The organism is Xanthomonas sp. 3058, from assembly GCF_014199765.1.
GTDB classification, from domain to species: Bacteria; Pseudomonadota; Gammaproteobacteria; order Xanthomonadales; family Xanthomonadaceae; genus Xanthomonas; species Xanthomonas campestris_B.
The window spans coordinates 360314-383896 of record NZ_JACHOF010000002.1 but is presented as its reverse complement, the minus strand read 5'-3'; the positions used below and the strand labels follow the sequence as shown (position 1 = coordinate 383896).

Below are 23583 nucleotides of genomic sequence, written 5' to 3'. Positions count from 1 at the left end.
TTTGCCAGTCGGCTTAATTCTGGTGTTAGGCAGCATGAGAAAAGTCCTCGCGGTTCTCAGTCTACTAGTCGCGCCGTCTGCCGCCGCAGGCGATGCATGCCATGCGCTGCTACCGGGCGTCTTGATCAGCCAAGTGACGGAACGTTTTCCGTCCTTTCGTTTGCCGGCTGTGACCGATAACCTTGCAGAAGATGTGGCGTGGAGCAAAGAGCAGAGCGGGAATGAGTGCCTCGGGGCTGCCTCAGCAGACTTCGACGGTGACGGTACCAAGGACTGGCTCCTCGGCCTCACAGCAAAGGCGGGGACCGGCTCCTCGGTCATTGTTGCACTCACACGCGGCGACAGCTGGCAGCTGCACAAGCTTGCCGAATGGCCAGAGGGTCGTTCTCGACTCTACGTCGGCGCAGAGAAGCCAGGCACCTACGACAGCTTGTTCGACGGTCCATACGAGCCCGGAGAAGTTAGTAGCTTCGTGTGTCCACACTCGGTGGTGGTATTCGGTGCAGCAGAGTCTTCTGGTGTGGCTTACTGCTACAAAGCCGGCAAGTGGCAGCACACTTGGATATCCGACTAATGCTGCCTAACAATTCATTCAAGCCGAAGCCGCTTCGCGGCTCGGCTTAATTCTGGTGTTAGGCCGTGGTGGAACAGCAGCATCGGTGCTCGCATCTTCGACCAGTTCATTGGCGCGCACGCAGTCGGCTCCGGACAGTGGTTCTCACCGTAACTGGCATCGGGCAGTCCGCCGCTTCGTCATTTCGCGTCACTGCCGCGCGGCACTCATTGCGCCTGGCTTCGGAGCCAACAGGTCCCGTGGCATTGCGGCGCAAGCTTCATCCCACAAGCTGTGGCACACTCGGCTCAGGCGGGCAATGCTGGGGAGCACGGTTGCGATCTCAACCGTTTCGGCCACTCACTGCCTAACAACTCATTCAAGCCGACGTTGCTTCGCAACGCGGCTTAATTCAAGCGTTAGGTGCCAATAGTGAACTCACTAGCACTCGAAAAAATGAGCTTGTTCATAGACACGCTAGGCATAGCATCACTTGGCGTGCCTTTAGACAGCTATGAACAGCAAGACAGGTTGATCGCGCTTTGTCGTGAAAAGCGGCAACCTTTCTTTGCATCTATGCCTGTCAGGAGTCAATTCCATTGCGCTTTTTGTGGATTGCGTTCAACGCAGGTTGAAATCCAATTTGAAGATCCTCGTCGCGCCTCAATAGGTAGTACAGACAATTACTTATGGAACACACCCGTCGGTCTTTTTTTTCAAATAGATCAATCGCAACTGCATCAAATCGTCGTACATGACGCGCCCACTCCTCCTTTGTTGCTGGAGTTGTTAAACGGGGTTGGCACCTAACAATTCGTTCAAGCCGACCCCGCATCGTGGTGTCGGCCACGTGCCTGCGCTACGCTAGCACGCGTCCGCCGCCCCGCTGCGGGGCGGCTTAACTCAGGTGTTAGGGCCCACACGCATTTCATGACACTCTTGGTTCTAGATCTCGACGAGACGCTCATCCATGCAACCGAAGGTTGCCTGGATCGTGATCCCGACTTCGAGGTTGGGCCGTACGCTGTGTACAGGCGACCGGGCCTTGACTCGTTTCTGTCTACGGTAAGTTCGCACTTTGACCTAGCGGTTTGGACTTCTTCTACTCGTCTTTACGCGGCGCCGGTTGTCGCAGCCATCTTCCCACCCGACATCGACCTCAAGTTCATATGGTCCCGCGAGCGCTGCACGATGCGCTTTGATCCAGAGCATCAAGACTATGAGTGGGCAAAGAATCTTGGCAAGATAAAGCGCCGGGGTTATCGGCTTGAACAGGTGCTGATGGTAGATGACACTCCCGCCAAACTAGCCAAACACTACGGAAACCTCGTCAGGGTAAAGCCGTTCTTTGGTGATCTGGCGGACCAGGAACTGTTCCAGTTAGGTGAGTACTTGCCCACACTAGCAAAGGCACCAAATGTCAGGAAGATTGAAAAGCGTTTCTGGCGCAAATCCGCTAGTGAGCCCTAACAATTCATTCAAGCCGAACCCGCTTCGCGGGTCGGCTTAATACAGGCGTTAGCCCTTATGAAACGTTCGACTGCCTTCTTACTTGTAGTGATCGCCGCCATTGCTTTCTTCTGGCAACGCCCCGCTCCTGACACTGTGTACCTCCGTTCGGACGGCACGATTCGTCTTGGGAGTCGCGTTTCGTCTACTGAGGACGTTTTTGTCTATGCTGCAAGGAACAAGCACACGCCACTTAAGGTTCGGAGATGCGAAGGCGCCGATCCCATCAAGGCACTTTTACTCACATCCACACTTCGTTCAGCGCAAATCACTGTTGACTATGGCAATGGTCGATCCGGTTGCTACGGCTAACAATTCATTCAAGCCGAGCCCGCTTCGCGGGTCGGCTTAACTCAGGTGTTAGCCCTCAACCGACTTCCACAGGATCGTCATGAAGTATGCTGCGCTTGCTGCAATTTGGTTTGCCATACACTTGGAGCCAACCATCGCGCAAGACCGTGAGCCCGGCACTGTTTACTCTTACACCAAAGATGGCGTAAGACATTACAGCGCAAAGCCTGCCCCGCCAGGGGCGACCAACATTAGAACGATCACTTATAAGTTCAACCCTGTGGGCAACTGGCACGAGAAGAGAGGACCTGCAAGCTACGAGTTCGCTGACGGCTACAACTTCGAGTATCGCCGAGCGGCCAACCCCGGCTACACGAACGACCCGGGGACGATAGAGAAAGGTATCTGGACTGCTGGCCCCAAAAGTTGCTCTGTCGGCCCCGAGCAAGGAAACCTATACATTCAAGCGGGCACCGAGCGGTGCTGCTACAGCGCAAGTTTCCTTGGTGAAAACCTTGTGCTTTCGGCACTCTTACAACCTCGGTTTGTTGGGGTCTGCAGCGACCGCGTGCTAGTCAGGTCATCGCAGTGAGGGCTAACAATTCATTCAAGCCGAACCCGCTTCGCGGGTCGGCTTAATTCAGGCGTTAGGCCGTGGTGGAGCAAATGCGTTGGTGGTTGCCGCTTCGGTGGGTTCGCAGGCGTGCATGCGGTTGGCTCCGGACAGCAGTCATCACCGTTGCTGGTTGCGGTAAGTTGGGTGCTTCGCCTTGCCACGTCGTTCCCGCGCTGCACTCGGTGCAGTTGGCTTCGGTGGCATCACGCGCCTCTGCATTGCTGGGCAAGCTCCATCCCGCAAGCTGTGGCAAACTCGGTCCAGGCGGCAGTGCTGGGGAGCATGGTTGCACCATCCAACCTTCGCGGCCACTCACTGCCTAACAACTCATTCAAGCATTAGGCCTGCTTTTTCGCAAAATGGCATTTGAGGCAAAGATCATGAGCGACTACGGATTTGGCCTTTCCAACCCCTACTTAAAGATCGGCAGATCGCTGGTCATGGTCGCCCTAGTAGCGATAGCTTTTACCTCGTTCTTTCTTCCGGACAGAGATCTCCAGGCTATTGTTCGCAACATCGGTGGCGTGGTGCTGCTTTCTGGCGCTGTCGTCTATGCGATCGGTCGGTTCGTGCAGGCCAAGCATGCACGGGTGCAGGCCTAACAATTCATTCAAGCCGAACTGGCTTCGCCAGTCGGCTTAATTCAGGCGTTAGGCCGTGGTGGAGCAACAGCATCGGTGCTCGCATCTTCGACCAGTTCAATGGCGCGCACGCGGTCGGCTCCGGACAGTGGTTCTCACCGTAACTGGCATCGGACAGTCCGCCGCTTCGTCATTTCGTGTCACTGCCGCGCGGCAGTCATTGCGCCTAGTTTCGGAGCCAACAGGCCCCGTGGCATTGCGGCGCAAGCTTCATCCCGCAAGCTGTGGCACACTCAGCTCAGGCGGGCAGTGCTGGGGAGCACGGTTGCGGTCTCAACCGTTTCGGCCACTCACTGCCTAACAACTCATTCAAGCCGACGTTGCTTCGCAACGCGGCTTAATTCAAGCGTTAGGCTGCGGAATCAATGAACGATCTTCTCGACCAAGCGGAGGCACTTCAAAACCTGCTAATCGCGCAAGCGACTGGAGGAGCCGAGGACGACGCTGAGTACGTACGATTGCGACAGATGCTTATGTCTAATCCTGCCTTAGAGTTGTTACTGCCTAAATTCATTCGGACATGTCGCAGTCTTGCTCAATTTTGGCAGTTCATTAAATGCAAGTTTCCTACCTATGCCGAACGGCGTCAGTATATTTGGGACGAGCTCCGCCCTACTTTAGAGGCACTTGAACATGGTGTTTTGGCGCCTTCAGATCAGGTGGTGAGCCAAACCTTAGAAAAGTTTGATGCGGCACATGTTCAGGCAGCCTGGTCAAAAGCGCTTGATCGTAGGTCTTCTGATCCTGAAGGAGCTATCACCTCTGCTCGGACTCTGATTGAGTCGGTCTGTAAGCACATTCTTGATGAGTCCGGCGCAACTTACGACGATGCTGCAGACCTGCCTAAGCTCTACAAGCAAGCCGCAGAGACGGTCAACCTTGCCCCATCTCAGCACACAGAACAGGTGTTTAAGCAGATCTTGGGTGGTTGCACTGCCGTGGTCGAGGGTCTAGGCGCTATTCGTAACCGTCTTAGTGACGCACATGGCAAGGGTAAGGTCGGCAGCAAGCCTGCATCGCGTCATGCAGAACTGGCTGTCAACCTCGCAGGAGCTTTTGCTACTTATCTGCTAGCAACATGGGAGGCACGCAATGAGGCCGCAGCCTAACAACTCATTCAAGCCGAAGTTGCTTCGCAACTCGGCTTAATTCAAGCGTTAGGCAGTAGCGGGTAATTATAGCTTCGGCATCCGCCGTCGCGTGACCTTGCGTGTCCAGCGACTGGCTTGCGCGCGACAGGGGCGGCCGACAAAGCCTCATCGAGTGCGGTCGCGCTCCTCCGCGGTTCATCGAACTCCGTCGGCTACCGGCAACTGCCCAGGCCAACCGAGTCGACGCAATGCGTTGCACTGCAGTCAGATGCAACGCACCCGCCACTCACTTCAGGCAGTGGTGCCCGCCAAGCATGCGCGCAACGCGCGCAGCTTCTCGACGGGTCACAGGTTCCAGTCGATCCGCATGCCTGCAATCAGCGCGTTCTTCAGATCGTTGGTGCGGGTGGGTTCGTTGAACTGGTCCGGGTTGATCACGTAATGCAGGTTGGGCGCGATGCGCAGGCGCTTGGTGACCTGGATGCCGTAGCTCAGCTCCATCATGATCTGGTTGTCGGCCGGGGTGCCGGTGCCGCCGGCTGAGGCGCGGGCCAGGCGCAGGTTTTCGATCGCCTCGTCGCTGTATTTCTGCTGGGTGATCACAAACGCAATGTTGTCCTGCGGGCGGCTGGCGAAGGTGCCTTTCTGCACCAGGCCCAGTTGCACGAAGTGGTCTTCGATCGCCTGGCCGCCGGTGCTCTTGAGCATGGCGCCGAACACGGTCAGGCCGCGGGTGCCGGACGGGTCGGGGTTGGTGACCTGTTGTTCGAAGCGGCCGAACAGGCCCGAGCGGCCCTGCTTGTTTTCATAGCCCAGGCCGCTGAGCACGGCCGGATTGCCATTGCGGTCGCGCAGCGGGTCGGTGTAGTCGGAGTTGTCCTGCCAGCCGCCGAGTTCGTACATCGCCGCCAGCGTGCCGTCGCCGCCCTTGTTCTTGTAGCCGACCGCATACGGCACGACCACGCCGGTGGTGTCGTCGGTGCTCCACTTCAGGCCGTGCTGGCCGTCCTGCGCCTGCACCGGGTTCACTTCGTACGCGCCGACATGCACATAGACCTTGGGCGTGACCCAGGCGGTGGCATGCGCGGCCCAGCTGGAGACCGGCCAGTAGGTGAAGTTGCTGGTGCGGAACACGAAGGTGGGGTTGCCGCAGGCCGAGTTGCCCTGGAAGTACTGGCACAGGTCAGAGCCGAGGAAGTGGATGTTGGCCACGCTGCGGCCGGCTTCCAGTTCCAGACGGTCGTTGAAGAGTTTCTGCAGCAGGGTGAAGTTGGCCAGGCGGGTTCCCTGGCCGCCGTAGATTTCCTGCACCGAGGTGCTGTTGCCGATGCTGCTGTTGGCCAGGTTGGTGCCGTGGCGGTTGGAGACATACAGCTTGACCGTGGCGCCGCCCCAGCCGAACAGGCGGTCCATGTCCACGTCGGTGCCGACCATCAACTGGCCGGCGTAGGCGTCGCCGTTCTTGCGGCCGCCGTCGATCATCGACGCCGCTTCGCCGGTATAGCCCAGTTTGAGCTTGAAGGCGTCGGCGGCGTCCTGGGCCTGGGCCAGCGGGGTGAGCGCCAGTGTCAGCGACAGGCACAGCAGGCGGCGGTTGAAAAGGTGAGGGGCGAGTGCGGTCATGGCAGGGGCTCCGGGCAAAGAGGGCGTAGCGAGTGGCGAACGCGGCGGCGAGTAAGTGGGTAAGCCGCTGGCCGCGCACCAAAGGTGCACAGCGCAGCGGTAATGACGAATCAGCGGTAACCCGGATCAGCGATCGGACGATCCAGAGACCTGGTCTGGAACCGATAGCGGCGGGGACGCGCCGAGCTTCAGGCGACGACGTCGGCAACCGGCTTCTTGAGCAGGCGCAGCGCCACCGCAGTGACCACCACGCCGACCACCAGTGCCAGCACGTAGTTGGCCAGGTGGGTCACCGCGTTGGGGATCAGCAGCACGAAGATGCCGCCATGCGGTGCCTTCAATTCGGCGCCGGCGGTCATCGAGATCGCGCCGGCCACGGCCGAACCGATCATCAGCGCCGGGATGGTGCGCAACGGGTCGCGCGCCGCATACGGGATGGCGCCTTCGGTGACGAAGGCCAGACCCAGGACGCCGGCGGCGGTGGCCGAGCCGCGTTCTTCGACGGTGAAGCGGTTGCGGAACACCCAGGTCGCCAGTGCGATGCCCAGCGGCGGGGTCATGCCGGCGACCATCGCAGCGGCCATCGGGGTGTAGACCTGGCTGGCGATCAGGCCGGTGGAGAACGCGTAGGCGGCCTTGTTCACCGGCCCGCCCATGTCGAAGGCCATCATGCCGCCGAGCAGCAGGCCCAGCAGCAGCGCGCTGCTGCCCTGCATGCCGCGCAGCCAGGCGGTGAGCCAGGCCAACAGGTCGGCCACCGGCTGGCCGAACACATACATCATTGCCAGGCCGACCAGCAGGGTGCCCAGCACCGGCAGGATCAAGACCGGCTTGAGTCCTTCCAGCGTGCGCGGCAGGCGGATGTAGCGGTTGAGCGCGGCCACACCGTAGCCGGCGATGAAGCCGGCGATGATGCCGCCGAGGAAGCCGGCGTTGAGATTGGCCGCCACCAGGCCGCCGATCATGCCGGGCGCGATGCCGGGGCGGTCGGCGATGGAGTAGGCGATATAGCCGGCCAGCGCCGGCACCATCAAGGTGAAACCGGCCTTGGCGCCGATCTGGAACAGCGACCAGGCCAGGGTGCCCTGATGCGCGTCGTCGCCGGCATAGATGCCGCCGAGCGCAAACGCCAGTGCGATCAGCAAGCCGCCGGCAGTGACGAACGGCAGCATGAACGACACGCCGGTCATCAGGTGTTTGTAGGCCCCGGTGCGGCCGCCGCCCTTGCTGTCGGACTTGGCAGTGCCGCTGCCGGCAACCGGCGCCGCGCCACCATGCACGCTGGCTTCTGCCAGCGCCTTCTGGATCAATGCCGGGCCATCGTTGATCGCCGGCTTGGTGCCGCTCTTGAACAGGCGTTTGCCGCCGAAGCGGGCCAGGTCGACTTCACGATCGGCGGCGATCAGCACCAGGTCGGCATCGCGGATTTCGTCGTCGGTCAATGCGTCCTGTGCGCCGACCGAGCCCTGGGTTTCCACGCGGATCTGGTAGCCGAGTTTCTTGGCGGCCTGCTGCAGGCCTTCGGCGGCCATGAAGGTGTGTGCGATGCCGGTGGGGCAGGAGGTGATGGCGACGATGCGCTTGCTGTCCGAACCGGAGGTGCCGGTTGCAGCGGGTGCGGCGCCTGCCGCATCGGGCGCGGTGAGCTGGTTCAGTGCGGCGGACGGATCGTGGAGTACGGCGTCCAGGCTCAGGCGCAGCACATTGGCGTCGCCGAAACGTGCGGTGTCGGCATCGGCGTCGCCGACCACCAAGACCTGGGCGGCGGCGCCAGCAAGTTCGTTCGGCAAAGCGCCAAGGACGCCCTGGTCGCTACGGATTTCGATCGTCACGCTGCGCCCGGCGGCGGTGGCCGCGCGGCGCAGCGCCTCGGCCGCCAGGACCGCTTCGGTACTGCGTTCGCCTGCGGCGATGACCACGATGGAAGAGGACATGCGAATCTCCTGCGTTGTTCGGTCGCCGGATCAACCCGGCGGTGTAGCTGCGTGTGTGGCAATCCGGTGCGCGGCGATGCTCGATCCATCGTTCGCGCCGAGCGGGTGCTACGAGAGGTGGTCGATGGCGATTTCGGTGGCGAGCGTGCGTACCTGCTGGGGCAGCAGGCGTCGCGCATCGCCGCTTTCCAGCCGGCTGACCGAGAACGCGGTCGCCAGCCGTGCGCAGCGTTCCAGGTCGCCGGACGCGTCCAGCAGCGCGGCGGCCAGGCCGGCCACCATCGCGTCGCCCGCGCCCACGCTGCTGCCTTGCGCCAACCGCGGCGGCCGTGCGATCAGGCGCTGGTCGCGCTGCACGAACAAGGCGCCTTCGGTGCCCATTGAAATGACCACCAGCTGGATGCCGCGTGCGATCAGTTCGTGCGCAGCCGCGCTCAGCGCGGCGCGATCGGTCAACGGGCGGCCAGTCCAGGCTTCCAGTTCGTGCCGGTTCGGTTTGACCGCGTAAGGCAGCGCGTCGCGCGCGGCGCCGAGCGCGGCCACCAGCGGGGCACCACTGGTGTCCAGCAGCACGCGGGCACCGGCGGCGCTGGCCTGGGCCTGCAACTGCGCCCAGCTGTCCTCCGGCAGGCCGGCTGGCAGGCTGCCCGACAGCACCACCGGCAGGCCGGGACGCAGTAGTGGCGCTAGCTGATCGGCGACGCCTTGCAGATGCGCCGTGCTCAGTTGCAGACCGGGCAGATTGATATCGGTGGTGTCGTTGCTGCGCGCGTCGACCAGCTTGAGATTGGTGCGGGTTTCGCCGGCCACGCGCTGGCAGTGATCGGCAATGCCGCGTTCGCGGAACAGCGCCTCGAACACGCCGGCATTGCCGGCCCCGAGCACGCCGAGTGCGGCGACCTGGCTGCCCCAGTCGGCCAGGCAGGCGGCCACGTTGATGCCCTTGCCGCCGGCATCGTTGCGCACGCTGCTGGCCCGATGCACCGCGCCGGGCTGCAGGTTGTCGAGCTGGATGGTCTGGTCGATCGCCGGGTTCAGCGTGACCGTGATGGCCTGCAGGCTCATGGCTGGCCCTCGCGTTTTACTTCAAGCGCGCGCACTTGCTCTGCGGTTTCGCAGTCCAGCGCCTGTTCGGCCAACTGCTGCAACTGGCTCAGCGCGGCACTGCGCAAGCGCGCCTTGACGGCCGGGATGTCGTTGGGCGTCATCGACAACTCCTGCACGCCCAGACCGGCCAGCAGGCTGGCGCCGAACGGATCGCCGGCCAGACCGCCGCATACGCCGACCCAGCGGTCGTGTTTGCGCGCACCTTCGATGGTGCTGCGGATCATGCGCAGCACTGCCGGATGCAGGCTGTCGGCTTCGGCGGCCAGCTCCGGGTTCTGGCGGTCGATCGCCAGCACGTATTGGGTGAGGTCGTTGGTGCCGATCGAGAAGAAATCGGCATGGCGCGCCAGCACATCGGCCTGCGCGGCGGCGGCGGGCACTTCGATCATGATGCCGATCGGGACCTCGGGCGCGTCGAGGTCGGCGCGGATGCGTGCGCAGATCTCGCGCAGGGTGATCAACTCCGGCACCGAGGTGATCATCGGGAACATGATCGACAGCCGCGCACTGTCCTTGGCGGCGCGGTACAGCGCACGTAGTTGCGGTTCGAGCAGGTCGGGGCGACGCAGCAGCAAACGCGCGCCACGCACGCCCAGGAACGGGTTTTCCTCGTGCGGCAGTTCCAGATGGGCCACTTGTTTATCGCCGCCGATATCCAGTGCACGCACGATCAGCGGGCGGCCATCCAGCGCCTGCGCCATCGCCAGGTAGGTGGCGTACTGCTCGTCTTCGGTGGGCGTGCGGCCGCTTTCCAGGAACAGGAATTCGGTGCGCATCAAGCCAACGCCTTCGGCGCCTTGCGTCAGTGCCATGGCGACCTGGTCGGGCAGGTTGACGTTGGCGCCGATGTCGATGTGGTGGCCGTCGGTGGTGTCGGCCGGCAAGGCGCGTTGCGCGGCCTCGCGCTCGCGGATGGCCTGTTGTTCGGCGATGTGCGTACGTGCCGCATCCAGATCCACGTCCGATGGATTGACGTACAGCCGCCCGCTGCTGCCGTCGATGATGGCGGTGACGCCGTCTTCGATATCCAGCAACTGGCCGCCGGCAGCGACCAGCGCCGGCAGGCCGAGCGTGCGCGAGAGGATCGCGGTGTGCGAGGTCGGCCCACCCTGCGCGGTAGCCAGGCCGAGCACGCGCGCAGTGTCCAGGTTGGCGGTGTCCGACGGCGACAGGTCGCCGGCGAGCAGGATGCAGGGCTGCTCCGGCAGGTCGGTGAGGCCGGCGCCGGCGGCGGCTGGGTCGAGCTGGGCCAGCACGCGGCGGCCGACATCGCGCAGGTCGGCGGCGCGGCCGGCCAGCACCGGGTTGCCGAGCGCGGCCAGGCCGGAGGCGATCTGTTCCACCGCCTGATGCCACGACCACGCCACGCCGTGGCCTTCCACCATCAGCTGGCAGGTGCGGGTGATCAGGTCGGTGTCGTTGAGCAGCTCGGCCTGGGCCTTGAAGATCGCCGCATCCGAGGCGCCGAGACGGCGCTGGGTGTCGTCCTGGATCGCCGCCAGTTGCTGGCGGGTGCGGGTGAGGGCGTCGTGCAACTGCGCGCCGCCGTCGCCCAGGCCGACCGGTTGGTCGGCCACCTCGGTCTGCGCCGCGCGCAGGCGATGCACGATGCCGATCGCCACGCCGGGGCTGGCGCCGATGCCGACGATGGTCGGCTGCGCCTGCGGCGGCGTCCAGCCGACCACCGGGGCGGCGCGGCGTTGCGCGGCGCGTTCGGCATCGGCTTTTTCCTGGGCGGTCAGGCTGTCCATCACCGCGCGCAGACGCTTGAGCAGCGCGGCGGCATCGTTGCCTTCGGCCGAGACGGTGATGCTGTCGCCGGCACGCAGGCCCAGTTGCAGCAGGCCGACCAGGCTCTTGGCATCGGCCGCCTGCTCACCGGCGCGCACCTGCGCACGCGCCGAGAAGCCGCGTGCGGTCTCGGCCCAGCGGGTGGCCGGGCGCGCATGCAGGCCGCTGGGGTAGGCGATGGTCCATTCGAATGTTTCGGCCAGATCGGTGGCCGGCGCGGCGCTGGTGTCTGGGGCGCGGTCGCCGGTCAGGGCCGCCACGATGACAGCGGGGTCGTCGGTGGTGAACAGCGCTTCCAGCTGCGCCGGGTCCTGGATCAAGCGGGTCAGGCGGCGTAGCAGGGTGATGTGGGTATCCGATTGCGCCGCGATGCCGACCACCAGTCGTGTGGTCTGGCCGGGATTCCACTCCACGCCTTCAGGCAACTGCAGCACCGCGATGCCGTCGCGCCGCACCAGGTGACGGTCTTCGCCCACGCCGTGCGGAATTGCCAGGCCGTGCCCGAGGAAGGTATTGGCCAGGCCCTCGCGGCGACGCATGCTGGCGTCGTAGCCCGGCGCGACGCAGCCGGCCGCGACCAGCAGTTGGGCGGCCTGGGCGATCGCATCGTCCTTGTCGCGGGCATGCGCGCGCAGGCGCACGAGGTCGGGGGTCACGGGGGCAATCGACGGAGAGGACAAGACGGACTCCGGGGTGAGAACGGGCTGGGCAGTATAGTGGGAACGTTCCCACGTTCCAGGTCAATGTGCGCTGCACAAAACCCTTGCAATGCTTTCGGGTTAGCATCGAAACGACGTCGCGCCTGGCTCCAGGTGCGCAAATGGAGCGGGAACGGTCCCAGTGAGTATCAGCATCAATGACGTGGCCCGCGTGGCCGGTGTGTCCAAATCCACGGTCTCGCGCGCGCTGGGCAGTGGCCCGGTCAGCGACGACGTGCGCGCCAAGGTGGAGGCGGCGGTACGCCAGACCGGCTACCGGCCCAACCTGATGGCGCGGCGGTTGCGCTCGCAGCAGTCCGGCATTCTGGGGGTGATCGTTGCCGACATCCGCAACCCGTACTTCACCGCGTTGATCCGTTCGGTGGAAGAGGTCGCCTACAAGGCGGGCATGCGCGTGACGCTGTGCAATACCGACGAAGATCCCGAGCGCGAGGCGTTGTACCTGCAACTGATGCAGGAAGAACGCATCACCGGGCTGATCTTCGCCCCGACCCGCAGCACGGTGGGGCGCATGCACGAACTGACGCTGGAGTACCCGACCGTGCTGGTGGACCGCGCCGGCCCCGGCAGCCGCTATGACTGCGTGGTGCTCGACAATGCCGCCGCCATGGGCGAGCTGGTCATGCATCTGCAGGCGAAGGGCTACCGCCACATCGGTGGGCTGTTCGGCACCAGCACCACCGCGACCGAGCGTCGCAACGGCTATCTGGCCGCGATGGGCGCGCAAGGACTCACGCCTGCGTATCGCGAGGTGGCGCCCACCGCCGAGGCAGCGATTGCCGAAGTCGGCCAGTGGCTCGCAGCCGCAGACAGACCCGAAGCCATCGTCACCAGTAATAGCCTGCTGTTGATGGGCGCGCTCAAGGCCGCACGCACCGCCGGTCTGCGCATCCCCGACGATCTGGCTCTTGCCGGGTTCGACAACGAACGCTGGACCGATCTGGTCGAACCAGGCATCACCGTGGTCGAGCAGCCGGTCGAAGACATGGGCCGCGCAGCGATGTCGTTGCTGCTGGAACGGCTCAAATCGCCGCAGTTGCCGATCCGGCGCCTGGTGATGACCGGCCGTTGCGTAGTGCGCGGCTCCACCGGCGCACGCACGCGCATCTAGCCGCCTGCGAGGGCATGGCAGCGCGCGGGTGGATGATGCCAGCGCCTACATCGTTGCAGCGCAGCCCAAAAAAAAAGCCCCGGCAATGCCGGGGCTTTTCGTTTTACGCCGAGCGTCGGATCAACGATCCGGACGATGCGTGCCCGAGTCGTTCTGTGCGAGCAGGTATTCCTTGGACTGCTCGTCCAGCTTGTCGCCGAGCATGCGGCGCACCACCACGAAGAACAGCGGGATGAAGATCACGCCAAGCACGGTGGCGAACACCATGCCGCCGATCACGCCGGTACCGATGGAGTGACGCGAGTTGGCGCCGGCACCGCTGGAGATGGCCAGCGGCAGCACGCCCAGGATGAAGGCGAACGAGGTCATCAGGATCGGCCGGAAACGCAGATGCGCCGCTTCCAGTGCCGCATCGCGCAGGGTCTTGCCCGCCGCGCGCTGCTCCACCGCGAATTCCACGATCAGGATCGCGTTCTTCGCCGCCAGACCAATGACCGTGATCATGCCGATCTTGAAGTACAGATCGTTGGGCAGGCCACGCAGCATCGAGAAGGTGATCGCACCCAGCACGCCGATCGGCACCACCATCAGCACCGCTACCGGAATCGACCAGCTCTCGTACAGCGCGGCAAGGCAGAGGAATACCACCACCACCGACAACACGAGCAACAGCGTGGCTGCGTTACCGGCGATGATTTCCTGGTAGGACATGCCGGTCCAGTCGAAACCGAAGCCCGGCGGCAGGTCGTTGTTGACGATCTCCTCCATCGCCTGCATCGCCTGGCCGGAGCTGCCGCCCGGTGCCGGATTACCGACGATATTGACTGCCGAATAGCCGTTGTAGCGGTTCAACGCCGGCGAGGCATAGGTCCATTCGGCCTTGACCACGTTGCTCAGCGGAATCATCCCCGGCTGACCGTCGGCACCGAGGGCCGTGGTGCTGGGGGTGAAGAAGTTGCGCAGTGACTCCGGACCGGTACGGAACTGGTCGTCGGCACGGATATTGACGCGCTTGATGCGGCCTTCGGCGAAGTAGTCGTTGACGTAGACCGGCGCCAGCATCAGCTGGATCGAGCTGTAGATGTCGCTGACGTCCAGGCCCATCGACTGCGCCTGCACGCGGTCAACGCTCAGCTGCAGCTGCGGTGCGTTTTCCAGCCCGTTCGGACGCACGCCGACCAGGGTGTCCTGCTTTTCCGCCGCCTTGCCGAGCACGATGTTGCGCGCCTGGGTCAGGGCCTCCTGGCCGGCACCGGAGCGATCCTGCAGCCACATGTCGAAGCCGCCGAACTGGCCCAGGCCCTGCACGGTCGGCAGGTTGACCACGAAGATCTGCGCACCCTTGATGCCATAGAACATGCCGTTGAGTTGCTGGATCACCTGTTCGGCAGTGGCGTCACGGTCTTCCCAGGGCTTGAGCCGAATGAAGCCCATGCCCACGTTCTCGCCCGAACCGAGGAAGCTGAAGCCGGCGATCTGCAGCATGCCTTCGACTGCAGGCTCCTTCTCCAGCACGCCACGCATCTGCGCGAACACCTCGTTGGTGCGCAGCTTGGTCGCGCCCGGCGGCAACTGCACGACGGCCAACGCAAAGCCCTGGTCCTCTTCCGGCAGGAAGCTGCCCGGCATGCGCGTGAACAGGAAGCCGCACAGCACCACCAGCACCACGAACACGATCATCCAGGGCGGCGAGCGCTTCAGGGTGTTCCCGACCACACCGACGTAGCGGTGTGCCAGCTTGTCGTAGTACTTGTCGAAGTTGCGGTAGATCCAGTTCTTCTTGTCCGCATGGGTGGGCTTGAGGAACGTCGCGCACAACGCCGGGGTGAAGCTCAACGCCAGGAACGCCGAGAAGCCCATCGACATGGCGATGGTCAGCGCGAACTGTTTGTAGATCGCACCGGAGGCACCCGGCTGCAGCGAGGAGGGGATGAACACTGCTGCCAGCACCACGGTGATGGCCACCACCGCGCCGGTGATCTGGGTCATCGCCTTCTGGGTGGCCGCCTTCGGCTCCAGATGCTCGTCGGTCATGATGCGTTCGACGTTCTCGATCACCACGATCGCGTCATCGACCACGATGCCGATCGCCAGCACCATCGCAAACAGGGTCAGCTGGTTGATGGTGAAGCCGATCACGTACATGCCGAAGAACGTGCCCAGCAACGCAACCGGAATCACCAACGTCGGAATGACCGTGGCGCGGAAGTTCTGCAGGAACAGCAGCATCACCAGGAACACCAGCACGATGGCTTCCACCAGCGTGTGGATCACTTCCTCGATGGAGATGCGCACGAAGGTGGTCGACTCGTACGGCGCAAACCAGGTCACGCCCTGCGGAAAGGTCGGCTGCAGTTCGTCGAGCTTGGCACCGACCGCCTCTGACACGTTCAAGGCGTTGGCACCCGGCAACAGCTGGATACCGAACGCGCCGGTGGGCTTGCCGTTGTACTGGGTGTCGAAGCCGTAGTTGCTCGGCCCCACGCTGACGCGTGCGACATCCTTCAACCGCACCGTGGCACCGTTGTTGTCGGTGCGCAGGATGATGTTCTCGAACTGCTCGGGCGAGCTGAAGCGGCCTTCGGCCGAGACCGTGGCGGTGAACGTGATGCCCTCGGGCGTCGGGTCGGCGCCGACCGAACCGGCAGCGAACTGCACGTTCTGGTTGCGCACCGCAGTCAGCACCTGGGTGGCCGACAGGTTGTAGCCCTGCAGCTTCTCCGGGTTCAACCAGATGTTCATCGCGTACTCGGCGCCGAACTGGTTGGTGCTACCCACGCCGGGAACGCGCGAGATCTGCTCGAGCACGCGCGAACCGACGATGTCGTTGAGCGCGTCGCGATTGATCGACGGGTTATCCGACCGCAGCGCGGCCACCATCAGGAAGCCAGCGTTGGCCTTGGCCACCACCACACCCTGCTGGGTCACTTCCGAGGGCAGGCGCGGCGTGGCCAGCGACACCTTGTTCTGCACCTGCACCTGGGCGATATCCGCGTCGGTGCCGGTTTCGAAGGTCAGGGTGATGGTCACGCGGCCGTTGGCGGCCGAGGACGAGTTGAAGTACAGCAGATGGTCGATACCGGTGAGCTGCTGCTCGATGACCTGGGTCACCGCTTTTTCGGCGGTGTCGGCACTGGCGCCGGGGAAGGTGGCGGTGACGGTGACCTGCGGCGGGGCGATCGTGGGATACGACTCGATACCCAGATTCAGGATCGAGATCACGCCCGCAAGCGAGATCAGGATCGCCACCACCCAGGCAAAGATCGGGTGTTCGATAAAAAACTTAGGCATGTCCGGGTTCCGTTACTGCTGCTTGGACTGGGAGTCGGCCGGCTGCGCCGCAGCGTCGGGCTTGGGCTGTTGCTGCGCGGCCGGCGCGGCTGCATCGGCCTTGTCTGCGGCCGGAGTGCCTTGTGCATCGCCGGCCTGGCCTGCTGCCGGAGCGGCACCCGGGGCGCCCGGCTGGCCGCCTTGCGTCGGCTTGCTCGGATCCCACGGTTTGCCGGTGGCCGGTTGGCCTTCCTTGGCCTTCTGTACGCCATCGACAATGACCTGATCGCCGGGAGCCACGCCCGCAGTGACGATCCACTGGCCCTTTTGCTGGCCGTCGACGGTGAGGTTCTTGCGCACTACCTTGCCGTCCTTGCCCAGCATCAGGGCATAGGCGCCGGTGGCATCGCGCTGCACCGCCTGCTGCGGCATGAGATAGGCGTTGTTGCGCTGGCCCAGGCTGGCCTTGAAGGTCACGAATGCACCCGGCAGCAGCGCCTGTTCCGGGTTGGGCAGGGTCGCGCGCAGCGACACCGCACCGGTGCTCGGGTCCACCGTCACCGCCGACACATCCAGCGTACCGGGATGCGGATACTGGCTGCCGTCGCCCAGCTCGACATTGACGGTGGACTTGCCGTCGCCGCTGAGCTGCACGTTGCCGCTGCTCTGCGCCTGGCGCAATGCGGCCAGCTCTTCGCTGCTCATCGCGAAGTTCACGTACAGCGGGTCGATCTGGTCCACCGTGGTCAGCAGGGTGGCCTCACCCGAGCCCACCAAGGCGCCTTCGGTGACGCGCTGGATGCCCGCGCGGCCGCTGATCGGCGAGGTGACCCTGGCAAAGCTGAGCTGGATGCGGGCGGCGTCGACCACGCCGCGTGCCTGCTGCACGTTGGCGCGGGACGAGCGCTCGGTGGCCTCGGCGTTGTCGATATCGGCACGGGAGACATACTGCTGCGGTGCCAGGCTACGCGCGCGCTTGGCGGCGACCTGCGCATTGGTGTAGGTCGCCTCGGCCGCGGCCAGCTGGCCCTGGGCCTGCAACAACGTCGCGCGCAGCGGCATCGGGTCGATCTCGAACAGCGGCTGGCCTTCCTTGACGTCGGTGCCTTCGGTGTACAGGCGCTTGAGCAGCACACCGTTCACGCGGGCACGCACGTCGGCCGAGCGGAACGCCGACAGGCGGCCAACCAGGTCGCGTTCCAGCGGCAGCGTCTGCGGTTTCATTTCCAGCACCGACACTTCCGGCGGCGGCGGAGCCTGCTGTTGTTCGGGCTTGCTGCAGGCAGCCAGCGCCAGGGTAATGGCACAGGCCAGGCCGAATGTGCGGAGCGGGGCAATCATCAGGAGGAACTCCGTTAGGGTCTTGAAGTAAGAAAAGAAAGCGGGGACAGCGAAGGGGGCGCGGCGGTCGGGGCAAATGCGCGCAGGAAGGTGTCGATGGCGAACTGTGCCCACTGCTGCCTGGCGGGAAGGCCGGCGCGGTGGGGAACCTGAAAGCGTTGCCGATCGAAATCCAGACCGACGATCATGCTCAACAGCAGCTCGGCCATACAGTGCGGATCGTCATGGCGCAGCTGGCCGGCATCCATCGCCTGAGCGAAGCGCTGCGCCAGGCGCTGCTGCATACCGACGACGCCATCATGGAAGATCTGTTGCGAGCGCTCGGGAAACCGGTGCGATTCGGCTTCCACCAACCGGCAGGTCTGTAACACATCGGGGCGGTTCAAACGATCGAGATGGGCCAGGGCGAATGCGAGCAGATCCTCGCGCAGATCGCCGCTTGCCGTGCCCAGCGGCACCGTGGCCAGGTGCACGTGGTCCTGCAGCACATCGCGCAGCAGGTTCTCCTTGCAGCCGTAATAGCTGTAGAGCGTCTGCTTGGAGCAACCGGCGCGCTCGGCCACCGCGTCCATGCTCAGCCGCATGCCGCGCTCGGCAAGCAGGGTATGCACGGCAGCATGGATGCGGCGATCGCAGTCCGAACGCCGGGCAGCACGGGGGGGACGAGGGGTCATGGCGGTAGACTATACCGTCCAGTTTAGTTTTTAAACAGCCTTGACGCACGCCGTGCGCTCTGCACAACACCTGCTGCGGCACGCCTTGGCCCGAGGTTGCCTGTCTTGGCGGTTCCACAGCCCTCGCGGCGTGACGCACATGCCGAAAGTGCGCAGCTGTCGTGCTTTTGCGCCCTGCACAGCCCGCTTGTGCCCAGGGAAATTGCGCTATGCAGCAAGGCGCGGTCATCGGGCACCGGTACAATTCAGTTTTCCACCGAGCAGCCCAGCTCTACTCATGACAGCCAAGAAAGCCGCTTCGAAATCGTCCACGACGTCGGTCAAACCGGTCGCCGAACGTGCCGTCCCCGTGCTCGCCACCGCGCCGCAGGCAGTCACCCTGGAGCCGGTGCTTGCCGCATTGCGCAAGCGTTATCCGGCTGCCAGGCAGTCCGAAGTGCAGCTGTTTGCAGCCGGTTTCTACCGGCGCATGGAGGAGGACGAGTTCCCCAACCACCCGCCAGAGCAGTGGGCAGCGCTGGCGGCCGACATGCTGGAATTTGCGCGTACGCGCAAGGCCGCCACGGTCAATGTGCGGGTGTTCAACCCGACCCTGAAGAGCCACGGCTACGAGTCGCCGCACACGCTGCTGCAGATCGTCAACGACGACATGCCGTTCCTGGTGGACTCGGTGAGCATGACCTTGGCGGACCTGGGTATCGGCGTCCATGTGCTCGGCCACCCGGTGCTGCGTATCGCGCGCGACAAGTCCGGCAAGCTGACCGCAGTGGGCGAGGGCAAGAGCGAATCGCTGATGGTGCTGGAGATCGATCGCCAGCCGCCGGAAGAAATGCCCAAGGTGGAAGCGGCCATTCGCAAGGTGCTGGCCGAAGTGCGCGCGATCGTGCACGACTGGGCGGCGATGCGCGAAAAGATGGTGATGCTGGCCGACGACCTGGCCACCCGCCGGCTGCCGATGGACGACATCAGCCGCCATGAGGCGCAGGAATTCCTGCGCTGGGCGGCGGCCGACCACTTCACCTTCTTCGGTTATCGCGAATACCGCGTGGAGAAGCAGGACGGCCAGGCGGTGCTGGCGCCGGTGGAAGAAACCGGCCTGGGTCTGATGCGCGGCCACGACACCTCGCCGGCGCGCCCGGTGACCACGCTGGCGGCGCACGGCCTGAACACCTCGGACAAGCTCAAGGATGCGCTGATCCTGACCAAGACCAATGCGCGCTCGCGGGTGCACCGGGTCGGCTACATGGATTACATCGGCATCCTGGAATTCGATGCCAAGGGCCGTATCGTCGGCGAGCAGCGCTTCCTGGGCCTGTTCACCTCCAGCGCCTACAACCGCCGTCCGTGGGAAATCCCGCTGGTGCGTCAGCGCCACGAATACGTGATGAGCAAGTCCGGGCTGACCCCGAGCAGCCACAGCGGCAAGGCCCTGCGGCATATCCTCGAGACGCTGCCGCGCGAAGAGCTGTTCCAGTCCAACGAAGAAGAGCTGTATCGCACCGCGATCGGCATCCTCGGGCTGCAGGAGCGTGTGCGTAGCCGCATGTTCCTGCGCCGCGACAAGTACAGCCGCTTCATCTCCGCCCTGGTCTATATCCCGCGCGAGCGCTTCAACACCGATGTGCGCCTGCGCATCGAAGCCTTGCTCAAGGAAGCGCTGCACGGCGAATACATCGATTCCAGCGTGGTGCTGGGCGAGTCGCCGCTGGCGCAGCTGCACCTGATCGTGCGGCCCAAGAGTGGCGAGGCGCTGGAATTCAACACCACCGAACTCGAGGCGCGGCTGGCGCATCTGCTGCGCAACTGGCGCGATGCCCTGCGCGAAGCGCTGGTGGCGCGGCATGGCGAGGCCAATGGCCTGCGCATGGCGGCCAATTTCGGTCGCGCCTTGCCGGCCGGTTACATCGAAGAATCGTCGATCGAATCGGCGGTGTCCGATGTCGAACATCTGGCCGCGCTGGATGGCCCGGACGATCTGCATCTGAGCCTGCAGGAGATCCGCCGCGACGACGGTGTGCGGCTCGATGCCGGCGAAGGCCTGCGCCTGAAGCTGTACCGTCAGCTGGACGACATCCCGTTGTCGGATGCGATGCCGATGATGGAAAACATGGGCCTGCGGGTGATCTCCGAGCGGCCGTACCGGCTGCAGGTGGGCGAGACGCCGGTCTATATCCAGGATTTCGAAGTCGAATCGACCGCCGGCAAGATCAACGCCGCCCATGCCGATGCCGGCTTCGGCGAAGCGTTCGAGCGCATCTGGAGCGGCGATGCCGAGAACGACGGCTTCAACCGCCTGATCCTGGCTGCCGGCCTGCATTGGCGCCAGGTCGCGCTGTTGCGCGGCTATTGCAAGTATCTGCTGCAGACCGGTGTGCCGTTCTCGCAGGCGTATGTCGAAACCACGTTCACCCGTTATCCGCTGCTGGCACGTTTGCTGGTGGAGCTGTTCGAAGCGCGCTTCGACCCGGCCACCGGTAGCGAGACCAAGGCGCAGATCTTCGCCGGACAGGAACGCCTGCGCGAAGAGCTGTCGGCACTGGCCGGCGGCGACGAAGCCACGCTCAAGGCGCTGGAGTCGGTGTTGCAGGCGCGTGGCGGCGATCGCGACGCGCAGCAGGAGGCGACCCGCACCGCGCTATTGAAGTTGATGGATCGCGTTTCCAGCCTCGACGAGGATCGCATCCTGCGCAGCTTCATCGGCGTGATCGACGCCACCCTGCGCACCAGCTATTACCAGACCGACAAGAGCGGCAAGTACGGGCATTGCATCAGCTTCAAGCTGGATTCGGCGATCGTGCCGGACCTGCCCAAGCCGCGTCCGTACCGCGAAATCTTCGTCTACAGCCCGCGTGTGGAAGGCGTGCATCTGCGCTTCGGCGCGGTGGCGCGTGGCGGGCTGCGTTGGTCCGATCGCCGCGAAGACTTCCGCACCGAGGTGTTGGGTCTGGTCAAGGCGCAGATGGTCAAGAACACCGTCATCGTGCCGGTCGGCGCCAAGGGCGGTTTCTACGTCAAGCGTTCGCCGGTGGGCGGCGACCGTGACGCGATCCAGGCCGAGGGCATCGCCTGCTACAAGCTGTTCATCCAGGGGCTGCTCGATATCACCGACAACATCGTCGGCGGCAAGATCGTGCCGCCGCCGCAGGTGGTGCGTCACGATCACGACGACCCGTATCTGGTGGTTGCCGCCGACAAGGGCACTGCCACGTTCTCCGACATCGCCAACGGGCTGGCGCTGGACCACGGCTTCTGGCTGGGCGATGCGTTCGCTTCCGGCGGTTCGGTGGGCTACGACCACAAGGGCATGGGCATCACCGCGCGCGGCGCGTGGGAGTCGGTCAAGCGCCACTTCCGCGCAATGGGGCGCGATTGCCAGAGCGAGGATTTCAGCGTGGTCGGCATCGGCGACATGTCTGGCGACGTGTTCGGCAACGGCATGCTGTTGTCGCGGCATATCCGTTTGCTGGCCGCGTTCGACCATCGGCATATCTTTCTCGACCCGAACCCGGATGCGGCCGCCTCGTTCGCCGAGCGCGAGCGCCTGTTCAAGCTGCCGCGTTCCAGCTGGGCCGATTACGACGCCAAGCTGATCAGCGCTGGCGGCGGCATCTATCCGCGCACGCTCAAGTCCATCGACATCAGTGCGCCGGTGCGCGAGGTATTGGGCCTGGAATCCAACGTCAAGCAGCTTTCGCCCAACGAACTGATGAACGCCATCCTCAAGGCCCCGGTGGATCTGTTCTGGAACGGCGGCATCGGCACCTACGTCAAGGCCTCCAGCGAGTCGCACACCGATGTGGGCGATCGCGCCAACAACGGCCTGCGCGTCAATGGCGGCGAACTGCGCTGCAAGGTGGTGGGCGAGGGCGGCAATCTGGGCCTGACCCAGCTCGGTCGTATCGAAGCCGCGCAGACCGGCGTGCTGCTCAACACCGACTTCATCGACAACTCGGCCGGCGTGGACACCTCCGATCACGAGGTGAACATCAAGATCCTGCTCAACGACATGGTGCAGGCCAAGAAGCTCACCTACGACGCGCGCAACAAACTGCTGGCGTCGATGACCGACGAAGTGGCCGACCTGGTGCTGTGGGACAACTACCGCCAGAACCAGGCGATCAGCCTGATGGAGCGGATGAGCGTCAAGCGCCTCGGCTCCAAGCAGCACTTCATCCGCACGCTGGAATTGCAGGGCCTGCTCGATCGCCAGATCGAATACCTGCCGTCCGATGCCGAACTGTCCGCACGCAAGGCGCGCGGACAGGGCATGACGCGTCCGGAACTGTCGGTGCTGCTGTCGTATTCCAAGCTGGTGGCGTTCCAGCAGCTGGTGGAATCGGATATCCCGGAAGACCCGTACCTGTCCAAGGAATTGCAACGCTACTTCCCGCAACCGTTACAGAAGAAGTATGCCGATGCGATGGAGCGTCACCGCCTCAAGCGCGAAATCATCGCCACGGCGGTGACCAATACCACCATCAACCGCATGGGCGCCACCTTCCTGATGCGCATGCAGGAAGACACCGGCCGCAGCATCGCCGAGGTTGCCAAGGCCTACACCATCAGCCGCGAAACGCTGGATGCGCGCGCGCTGTGGACGCAGATCGATGCATTGGACGGCAAGGTGCCAGAATCGGTGCAGATCGATGCACTGGAAGTGATCTGGCGCCTGCAACGTTCGTTCGTGCGCTGGCTGCTGTTGCGTCCGGGCCAGATGCCGGGCATCACTGCGGCGGTGGAGCGTTACCACGGCCCGTTCAACGACATCCGTGTCGCCTCCGGCGTGCTGTCGGATGCGCAACGTCCGCAGTACGAAGGCAGCGTCAAGGAATGGCAGGAAAAGGGCCTGACCCCGGCGCTGGCGCAGCAGTTGTGCGAGCTGCGGTATCTGGAGCCTGCGTTCGACATCATCGAAACCGCACGTACCCGCAAGCTCAAGCCGGTGGACGTGTCCAAGGTGCATTTCCGTCTGGGCGAAGCGCTGCGCCTGCCGTGGCTGTTCGAGCAGATCGACGCGCTGGAGGTCAACGGCCGCTGGCACGCCGTGGCACGCGGCGTATTGCGTGATGAACTGGCCGCGCATCAGCGTGCGCTGGTAGGCCAGGTGCTGAGCATGTCCGGCAGCAGTGCCGAGGACAAGGTAGCCAAGTGGCTGGCACGCGACGATTCCAGCCTGCGCTTCACCCTGGCGATGCTCGCCGACGTGGCCGAGCAGAAGACGCTCGACTACCCGACCGTGTCGGTTGCGGTGCAGCGGTTGGGGCAGCTGGCTGCACACGGGATGTAAGCGGTACGGCAACGCGGTGGCGAAG

At 64.2% G+C, this 23583-nt stretch carries 14 protein-coding genes; 7 read left to right on the top strand and 7 right to left on the bottom strand.

Annotation, left to right across the window (positions count from 1 at the left end; translation table 11 throughout):
- The first annotated feature begins 34 nt into the window (after positions 1 to 34).
- The 5 genes from GGR61_RS05585 (at position 35) to GGR61_RS05565 (ending at position 4719) form a co-directional block, all read left to right on the top strand.
- Entirely contained in the window at positions 35 to 574 is a 540-nt protein-coding gene (locus tag GGR61_RS05585; RefSeq protein WP_184620726.1) for a hypothetical protein, read from the top strand.
- 411 nt (positions 575 to 985) lie between these two features.
- On the top strand, positions 986 to 1363 hold the full coding sequence (locus GGR61_RS05580; RefSeq protein WP_184620725.1) for a hypothetical protein: 378 nt from the start codon (positions 986 to 988) through the stop codon (positions 1361 to 1363).
- A gap of 120 nt (positions 1364 to 1483) precedes the next feature.
- Entirely contained in the window at positions 1484 to 2023 is a 540-nt protein-coding gene (locus tag GGR61_RS05575) for an HAD family hydrolase (RefSeq protein WP_184620724.1), read from the top strand.
- Positions 2024 to 3349: 1326 nt separating this feature from the next.
- Positions 3350 to 3571 carry a hypothetical protein gene (locus GGR61_RS05570; RefSeq protein ID WP_184620723.1) on the top strand — a complete coding sequence of 74 codons (222 nt, stop codon included), beginning with the start codon at positions 3350 to 3352 and terminating at the stop codon, positions 3569 to 3571.
- Positions 3572 to 3975: 404 nt separating this feature from the next.
- Entirely contained in the window at positions 3976 to 4719 is a 744-nt protein-coding gene (locus GGR61_RS05565) for an abortive infection family protein (protein WP_184620722.1), read from the top strand.
- 327 nt (positions 4720 to 5046) lie between these two features.
- Here the strand turns inward: GGR61_RS05565 and GGR61_RS05560 are convergent, their stop codons facing one another.
- The 4 genes from GGR61_RS05560 to ptsP form a co-directional block, all read right to left on the bottom strand.
- Positions 5047 to 6324 carry a carbohydrate porin gene (locus GGR61_RS05560; protein WP_184620721.1) on the bottom strand — a complete coding sequence of 426 codons (1278 nt, stop codon included), beginning with the start codon at positions 6322 to 6324 and terminating at the stop codon, positions 5047 to 5049.
- Positions 6325 to 6512: 188 nt separating this feature from the next.
- Entirely contained in the window at positions 6513 to 8258 is a 1746-nt protein-coding gene (locus tag GGR61_RS05555) for a fructose-specific PTS transporter subunit EIIC (protein ID WP_184620720.1), read from the bottom strand.
- Positions 8259 to 8366: 108 nt separating this feature from the next.
- Positions 8367 to 9323: a 1-phosphofructokinase gene (gene pfkB / locus GGR61_RS05550; RefSeq protein WP_184620719.1), complete on the bottom strand. Its 957-nt coding sequence runs from the start codon at positions 9321 to 9323 to the stop codon at positions 8367 to 8369.
- Positions 9320 to 11836, bottom strand: a complete 2517-nt coding sequence (ptsP, locus tag GGR61_RS05545; protein WP_184620718.1) for a phosphoenolpyruvate--protein phosphotransferase — start codon at positions 11834 to 11836, stop codon at positions 9320 to 9322. The genes pfkB and ptsP overlap by 4 nt, the downstream gene beginning before the upstream one ends.
- Before the next feature lie 160 nt (positions 11837 to 11996).
- On the opposite strand from ptsP, the gene GGR61_RS05540 reads away from it, so the two are divergent.
- Positions 11997 to 12986 carry a LacI family DNA-binding transcriptional regulator gene (locus GGR61_RS05540; protein ID WP_184409433.1) on the top strand — a complete coding sequence of 330 codons (990 nt, stop codon included), beginning with the start codon at positions 11997 to 11999 and terminating at the stop codon, positions 12984 to 12986.
- Positions 12987 to 13106: 120 nt separating this feature from the next.
- Here the strand turns inward: GGR61_RS05540 and GGR61_RS05535 are convergent, their stop codons facing one another.
- Genes GGR61_RS05535 through GGR61_RS05525 form a run of 3 tightly spaced genes read right to left on the bottom strand, consistent with a single transcriptional unit; the run spans position 13107 to position 18271 of the window.
- A complete protein-coding gene (locus tag GGR61_RS05535; RefSeq protein WP_184409432.1) occupies positions 13107 to 16277 on the bottom strand; it encodes a multidrug efflux RND transporter permease subunit in 3171 nt (1056 codons plus the stop codon).
- 12 nt (positions 16278 to 16289) lie between these two features.
- Complete coding sequence (locus GGR61_RS05530) at positions 16290 to 17597, bottom strand: efflux RND transporter periplasmic adaptor subunit (RefSeq protein WP_184409431.1); 1308 nt, start codon at positions 17595 to 17597, stop codon at positions 16290 to 16292.
- Between the two features lie 14 nt (positions 17598 to 17611).
- Positions 17612 to 18271, bottom strand: a complete 660-nt coding sequence (locus GGR61_RS05525) for a TetR/AcrR family transcriptional regulator (protein WP_184620717.1) — start codon at positions 18269 to 18271, stop codon at positions 17612 to 17614.
- A gap of 277 nt (positions 18272 to 18548) precedes the next feature.
- Between GGR61_RS05525 and GGR61_RS05520 the strand changes: the two genes are divergently transcribed.
- A complete protein-coding gene (locus GGR61_RS05520) occupies positions 18549 to 23558 on the top strand; it encodes an NAD-glutamate dehydrogenase domain-containing protein (RefSeq protein ID WP_184620716.1) in 5010 nt (1669 codons plus the stop codon).
- Positions 23559 to 23583: the final 25 nt, after the last annotated feature.